Below are 6,362 nucleotides of genomic sequence, written 5' to 3' on the forward strand. Positions count from 1 at the left end.
TCCGCTCGATTGGGACAGGCAAGCCTTCGAGGCCGAGCGCAAAATGGATTCTAAAAAACACCTTGCCAAATAGGAGCGTCAGGACGAAAGAGACCGCCGCGCGAAGCGCACGGCGGTCTCTTTCATGTCCGAGGACGTTTTGGGAGGTAGCCCAAACAGCCCCGGCGATCCTGCGGGAGTTAAATCCCTTTAGAACTTGTCGTGGAAGGTACGCGCAATGACCTCGTCCTGCTGCTCCTTGGTGAGCGTGTGGAAGTTCACGGCATAGCCGGAAACGCGGATGGTCAGCTGCGGGTACTTCTCGGGGTGAGCCTGAGCGTCGAGCAGCGTCTCACGGTTGAAGACGTTGATGTTCAGGTGGTGGCCACCCTTCTCAGCGTAAGCGTCGAGCATGTGGACCAGGTTATCGGCCTGAGTCTCGGAAACTTCAGAAACCTTCATAATGTGTCTCCTTCGATTAATAGGCGCCGGCCGAAACCGACGCGCTAATCAGTAATCGTTATTGTTAGTATAGCACTAACAATAGTTACTCGCCCAGCTGATCAAGGTCGATATCGCCAAAGAACACCTGGTCCTCCTTGCCGAGCGCACTCGGGATGATGGAGAAGGTGTTGGAGATGCCGTCCTGAGCATCGCGGAACGGGAGCTTGGAAACCGAAGACAGCGAAGCGATGGCGCCGTGGCTATCGCGCTTGTGCATGGGGTTAGCACCCGGGGCGAACGGCTGGCCAGCCTTGCGGCCGTCGGGCGTGGAGCCGGTCTTCTTACCGTACACGACGTTGGAGGTAATGGTCAGAACCGAGGTCGTGGGCACGGAGTTGCGGTAGGTGTCGTTCATGCGGATGTACTCCATGAACTGGTGCACAACGTCGTGAGCGATCTGGTCGACGCGGTCGTCGTCGTTACCGTACTTGGGGAACTCGCCCTCGGTCTCGAAGTCGACGATGATGCCGTTCTCGTCACGGACGGGGTGGACCTTGGCGTACTTGATGGCGGACAGGGAGTCAGCCACGACGGAAAGGCCGGCGATGCCCGTAGCGAACCAGCGGTGCACGTGCTTGTCGTGCAGAGCCATCTGAATGCGCTCGTAGCAGTACTTGTCGTGCATGTAGTGAATGATGTTCAGCGAGTTAACGTACACGCCAGCAAGCCACTTCATCATGTCGTTGTACTTGGCCACAACGTCGTCGTAATCGAGCGTATCGCCCTCGACGGCGCGATACTTGGGGCCGACCTGCTTCTTGGAGACCTCGTCAACACCGCCATTGAGTGCATACAGCAGGCACTTGGCCAGGTTGGCGCGGGCACCGAAGAACTGCATCTCCTTGCCGATGCGCATGGAGGACACGCAGCAGGCAATGCCGTAGTCGTCGCCGTGATAGACGCGCATGAGGTCGTCGTTCTCGTACTGGATCGAGGAGCTGGCGACAGAAGTCTTGGCGCAGAACTTCTTGAAGTTCTCGGGCAGACGGGTCGACCACAGAACGGTCATGTTGGGCTCGGGGCTGGTGCCCATGTTCTCGAGCGTGTGCAGGTAGCGGTAGCTCATCTTGGTAACGAGCGTGCGACCGTCAACACCCATGCCGCCGATGGACTCGGTGACCCACTGCGGATCGCCGGTAAACAGGGCCTGATACTCGGGGGTACGGGCAAACTTGACCATGCGAAGCTTCATGATGAAGTGATCCACGAACTCCTGGATCTGCTCCTCGGTGAATGTACCGTTGGCAAGGTCGCGCTCAGCGTAGATGTCGATGAACGTGGAGGTACGGCCGATGGACATAGCGGCGCCGTTCTGCTCCTTAACGGCAGCGAGGTAGGCGAAGTACATCCACTGGATGGCCTCCTGCGTGTTGGTAGCAGGGTTGGAAATATCGAAACCATAGGTCTCGGCCATCATCTTGAGCTCGCCGAGAGCGCGGATCTGCTCCTGCAGCTCCTCGCGATCGCGGATGTTGTCGGCGGTCATGACCGTCGGGGTGGAAGCCTTCTGGGCCTCCTTGTCCTTGATCAGGTAGTCGACGCCGTACAGGGCAACACGACGGTAGTCGCCGATGATGCGGCCGCGGCCATAGCCATCGGGCAGACCGGTGATGATGTGAGCCGAGCGGCAAGCACGCATCTCGGGGGTGTAGACATCGAAGACGCCAGCGTTGTGAGTCTTGCGCTCGAAGGTGTAGCGCTCGACAACGTTCTCGTCGACCTTGTAGCCGTGCTGGCTGGCGGCCTGACAAGCGATGCGGATACCGCCGTTGACGTGCAGCGCGCGCTTGAGCGGCTTGTCAGTCTGGAGACCGACGATGGTCTCCTTCTCGCGATGGGCGTTATCGATGTAGCCAGCGGGGTGGCTCACGATACCCGTAACGGTCTTGGTGTCCATATCGAGGACACCGCCCTGCTCGCGCTCCTTAAGCAGCAGGTCGAGAACCTCGCCCCACAGCTCCTTGGTACGCTCAGTCGGGCCGGCGAGGAACGACTCGTCGCCCTCGTAGGGGGTGTAGTTCTTCTGGATGAAGTCTCGGACGTCAACCTCTCCCGTCCAAATGCCTTCCTTGAAGCCTTCCCATGCCTCCTGCATTGTGTAACCACGCTCCTAGTTACGTGTAATGCGGCGCTCTCTCACACCGCTGCTTATTGAATTCTTGAATATCGGCTTGCACTACCGGCTTCTTCCGTTCTTCACCACACGTTGGTACAGGGAAAAACGTTTGTCCACCTTGGAACTGCAACCCAAAACCCAAGATTTCACCCGTTTGAGAAGGATAACATAGCCACCCCCTTCATCAGTGCTGTTATATGTTCCTTTTTTTATAACATAAGGGCTTTTTTTACAAACCCGCAGGAAATGCGAGCGCAAACAACTACCGTTCACCGATTTGTTTGGTATTTTTCCTTGCCTTTGTACGACGTTCACTCTAGCTGTTATGCCAGTTTTAGCATGGTAAAGTGCCCCACAGACCCCACAGAAACTGCAGGGCGGCCACGGAATCCCCCGTGGCCGCCCTGTGGCGTAGCTAGTTTTTAGCTTTGATTGCCGCTTGGCATTAGGCGGCTGCGGCGGCCTTGTCGGTCGTTGCCTTGCTATCGCCGTTGCCCTGGCCCTCAAAATGCTTGTAGCACCAGCTGGTGACCAGCGGGGTCAAAATAGCCGTCACGATTGCGCAGGCAGCAACCTGTGCCGTGGCCGTCGCGAGCACCGCACCGCCGTACAAGGCCTCGTTGACGCTTGCCATGGCAGCAGGCGTGGCCACATTGGCTCCGGCGCAGCTCGAAATGGCCGCACCTGCGACACCCGTACCGCCCGTGAGCTTATCGACCGCGATAACGGGAATTGCAAAGACCACCGAGCAGATCACGCCGAGCAGAATACCGGGGAGACCGCCATTAATGAGCTGGCCAAAGGTCATGGTCGAGCCCATGGCAAAGAAGACGAGCACGATGATGGCGGAAAGTGCCGGTGCCATCATCTTCTTAAAGCTGGGGAACAGGTTGCCCAAGATAATGCCAACGACAATCGGAAGGATAGCGCCCACGAGCGACCAGCCAATCGGAGCCTGACCGGCGGCGCCAAGGACAATCATCGTGACCGGAGGGCCGACAACGAGCGTGGTGATGGCGACGGCGCCACGCTCGGCCTCGTTGCCCATGGTGCCCATCAGTCCAGCGTACATAGCGTTGTTGGCACCTGTGCAAGCCGCCAGCATCACCATGGCAGAGATACCAAACAGGTTGTCGTTGAACACATAAAGGATGAGCAGCGACACGGCAACGACCACGATCTGCTTGACGGCGATGATGATGGCGCCGCGGGCAGCGGCGGCAGGAGCACTCTTAAACGAAATCGTCGTACCGACGATGAGCAAAAAGGCGCCCACGAGCGGGCCTGCACCCTGCTGGGTCATGCCAAGCGTAAAGCTGCCGAGCGTTTTGAACAGGTCGGGGAATAGCGTGTTGAGCAGGCAGCCCAACAGAAGCGGCACCAAAATATTGGCGCCCGGGATGGAGGACATCTTAAAGAACGGCTCCTTTGCCGCCGGCGCCTCCACCGCGGTCGATTCACTCATATATATCTCCTTTGGATGCATGCGAATCGTAGTCGCACGCGCCTATATCAGAAAGAAGGCGACGGTCCCGAGTCGCAGGAGCCGTCGCCGAACAATCGTCGTGGGGTATTACCCGTCCAGGACGATGCCGCCGTCGCAGTCACCAATCTCGCCGTTCACGAAGCTGGCGAGGTCGGAAGCGAAGAACAGCACCATCTGCGCAGGCTCGCTGGCCTGGGCGGCGCGGCCCAGAGGAATACCGTTGATGATGCGCTGAGAGTTCTCGTCAGAGAGAATCGAGGTCATATCGGTCAACGTGAGCGACGGGCACACGGCGTTGCAGCGAACGCCAAACTTGCCGCCTTCCTTGGCGACTGCCTTGGTTAGACCGTTAACACCTGCTTTGGAGCTGGCGTAGGCAGCGGTGCCGAGCAGGCCACCGCCGATCTTGCCCGCAACGGAACTCACGTTGACGATAGTGCCGGCATGGGCCGCCTTAAAGTGCGGGTACACGGCGTTCATCATAGTGAAGGTACCGTTGAGGTTAATGTCGATGGTGCGACGCCACTCGGTGTCATCGATCTCGTCGAACTTCTTGGTGCTGATGACGCCAGCGCAGTTGATCAGGATGTTGGTTTGCGGCAGGTCCGTAAAAATCTGCTCGACGGTCTCGCGCGCCTTGGGCGCATCGGCGACATCGAGCTGATAGAACTTGTTTCCCTCGCCAAGCTCGGCCACAGCGGCCTCGCCCTTAGCAGCGTTCCTTGCGATGAGCGCGACATGTCCGCCGCCCGCGACGATGCCCTTGGCGATCTCGAGGCCAATGCCCTGAGTGCCGCCCGTGACAATCGCGGTCTTGCCCGTGAAGTCAAATGCCATGACTCCATCCCCCTTTATATAAGGTGTCTCCTTGCGGGAAGTTGGAGCATCGCACGTGGCGATTATATGAGTCCCAGTCGTCATGGTGGTGACAACCCCTCGCCTAACCGCGTGCATATTAGTTCTTTGAAACGCTTCAGCAATTGAATGATTTTAAGTCTTAATGCACTCTTAATATTGCCCACTGTATGAGGCCCGCGTATGGGGGTATCATCTTTCACCGAAAATAGTTTCTAGTGTTAGGGGTTTTCGGTGGAAGATACCGATTTCCGTGAACTTGGGCGTCAGCTCCTTTCCGAGTTCGGCAGCATGCATCAGCGCATTTCGCGTTTTGCGGACAAAGCCCTCGGCGGCGAGATGGCCGTCATGCGCGCCCTCATACTCGCCGGCGGTTCGCTCACGCCGAGCGAACTCGCTGATCGCGCCTGGGTCTCGAGTGCCCGCATCGCCAATATCCTACGCGCCCTCGAGGCCAAGGGCTGGGTCGAGCGCGAGCACTCAAAGACTGACCGTCGTCGCGTACACGTCATAGTGACCGACAAGGGATTCCAGGATCTCGAAATCAAACGCCGGGAATTCGAGGACCGCACCGCGGCTTTCCTCGAGCAGCTCGGCGAAACAGATACCCAAGAGATGGTGCGCCTTCTTAGACGTGCCAACGAAATTATCGACCGCAATCAAGAAAGGAGAGATGCCGAGTGAGGATTCTCAAGCTCTTTAAAAAGCATGTCCTGGCGCTGTTTGCAGCTATCGTACTTATCGTAATCAGCTGCAACGCCGATCTGGCACTGCCTACCTATATGAGCGACATCGTCGACGTGGGCGTGCAGCAAGGCGGCATTGCCTCGCCCGTGCCCGACACCATTCGCGCCGAATCGCTCGACGACCTCGAACTCTTTATGAGCGCCAAGGACGCCAAGGCTGTGGAGGCTGTGTTTAGCAAGGCTGACAAAAACCGCATTCGAACGTACAAGGGCACCGAGGAAGGGCGTGCCGATGGGGGCAAGATTGCCGACATTATGAGCCTGCCCGAGACCGTCGTTCTTTCGCTCGACCAGGGCATCGACGCCGACTCCATGGGAGACATGATGGGCTCGTCCGACGAGAAAGACGACAACGCTGCCCAGGCCATGCCCACCCCCAAGCAAATGGCAGCGATGACGCCCGAGCAGCTCGCCGAGATGCAGCAGAAGGCCGCAGCGGCGCAGAACATGCAAAAGCAGATTGATGCCGACGGCGGCAAGATCACCATGAAGAGCCTGCGTCTGGGCGTTGAAGGCGGCCTAATCGACCAGGACAAGCTCGTCGAGGGCGCCAACCAAATGGCGGACAAAATGGGCTCCATGTCGGGCTCCATCGTCACCCAGCGCGCCGTGAGCTATGTACAGGACGAGTACAAGGCACAGGGCATCGACCCCGCCGACGTGCAGAACGCCTACC

5 protein-coding genes and 1 pseudogene are annotated in these 6,362 nt (G+C 58.3%); 2 read left to right on the forward strand and 4 right to left on the reverse strand.

Going from position 1 to position 6,362, the window contains the following annotated elements; translation table 11 throughout:
• Nucleotides 1-189: 189 nt before the first annotated feature.
• The 4 genes from grcA3 to AB5164_RS08340 form a co-directional block, all read right to left on the reverse strand.
• A complete protein-coding gene (grcA3, locus tag AB5164_RS08325; RefSeq protein ID WP_006234861.1) occupies nt 190-441 on the reverse strand; it encodes an autonomous glycyl radical cofactor GrcA3 in 252 nt (83 codons plus the stop codon).
• Nucleotides 442-526: 85 nt separating this feature from the next.
• Nucleotides 527-2,578 carry a formate C-acetyltransferase gene (gene pflB, locus AB5164_RS08330; protein WP_055310750.1) on the reverse strand — a complete coding sequence of 684 codons (2,052 nt, stop codon included), beginning with the start codon at nt 2,576-2,578 and terminating at the stop codon, nt 527-529.
• 466 nt (nt 2,579-3,044) lie between these two features.
• Entirely contained in the window at nt 3,045-4,064 is a 1,020-nt protein-coding gene (locus AB5164_RS08335; protein ID WP_349110404.1) for a 2-keto-3-deoxygluconate permease, read from the reverse strand.
• A 108-nt stretch (nt 4,065-4,172) separates the two neighbouring features.
• Nucleotides 4,173-4,922 carry an SDR family NAD(P)-dependent oxidoreductase gene (locus AB5164_RS08340; RefSeq protein ID WP_006234857.1) on the reverse strand — a complete coding sequence of 250 codons (750 nt, stop codon included), beginning with the start codon at nt 4,920-4,922 and terminating at the stop codon, nt 4,173-4,175.
• 252 nt (nt 4,923-5,174) lie between these two features.
• Here AB5164_RS08340 and AB5164_RS08345 point away from each other — a divergent pair, with 252 nt between their 5' ends.
• Together AB5164_RS08345 and AB5164_RS08350 are read left to right on the forward strand one after the other, a co-directional pair.
• Nucleotides 5,175-5,624, forward strand: coding sequence for a MarR family winged helix-turn-helix transcriptional regulator (locus AB5164_RS08345; protein ID WP_271730268.1), 450 nt, complete (start codon nt 5,175-5,177; stop codon nt 5,622-5,624).
• A pseudogene (locus AB5164_RS08350) lies at nt 5,621-6,362 on the forward strand (hypothetical protein); the annotation flags it as partial. The gene AB5164_RS08345 and the pseudogene AB5164_RS08350, both read left to right, overlap by 4 nt.

The organism is Collinsella aerofaciens, from assembly GCF_040915425.1.
GTDB lineage: Bacteria > Actinomycetota > Coriobacteriia > Coriobacteriales > Coriobacteriaceae > Collinsella > Collinsella aerofaciens_BW.

Excerpts from the sequence above, each read along its gene's own strand:
- grcA3 (WP_006234861.1), bottom strand. The coding sequence starts at position 441 with ATGAAGGTTTCTGAAGTTTCCGAGACTCAGGCCGATAACCTGGTCCAC.
- pflB (WP_055310750.1), bottom strand. The coding sequence starts at position 2,578 with ATGCAGGAGGCATGGGAAGGCTTCAAGGAAGGCATTTGGACGGGAGAG.
- AB5164_RS08335 (WP_349110404.1), bottom strand. The coding sequence starts at position 4,064 with ATGAGTGAATCGACCGCGGTGGAGGCGCCGGCGGCAAAGGAGCCGTTC.
- AB5164_RS08340 (WP_006234857.1), bottom strand. The coding sequence starts at position 4,922 with ATGGCATTTGACTTCACGGGCAAGACCGCGATTGTCACGGGCGGCACT.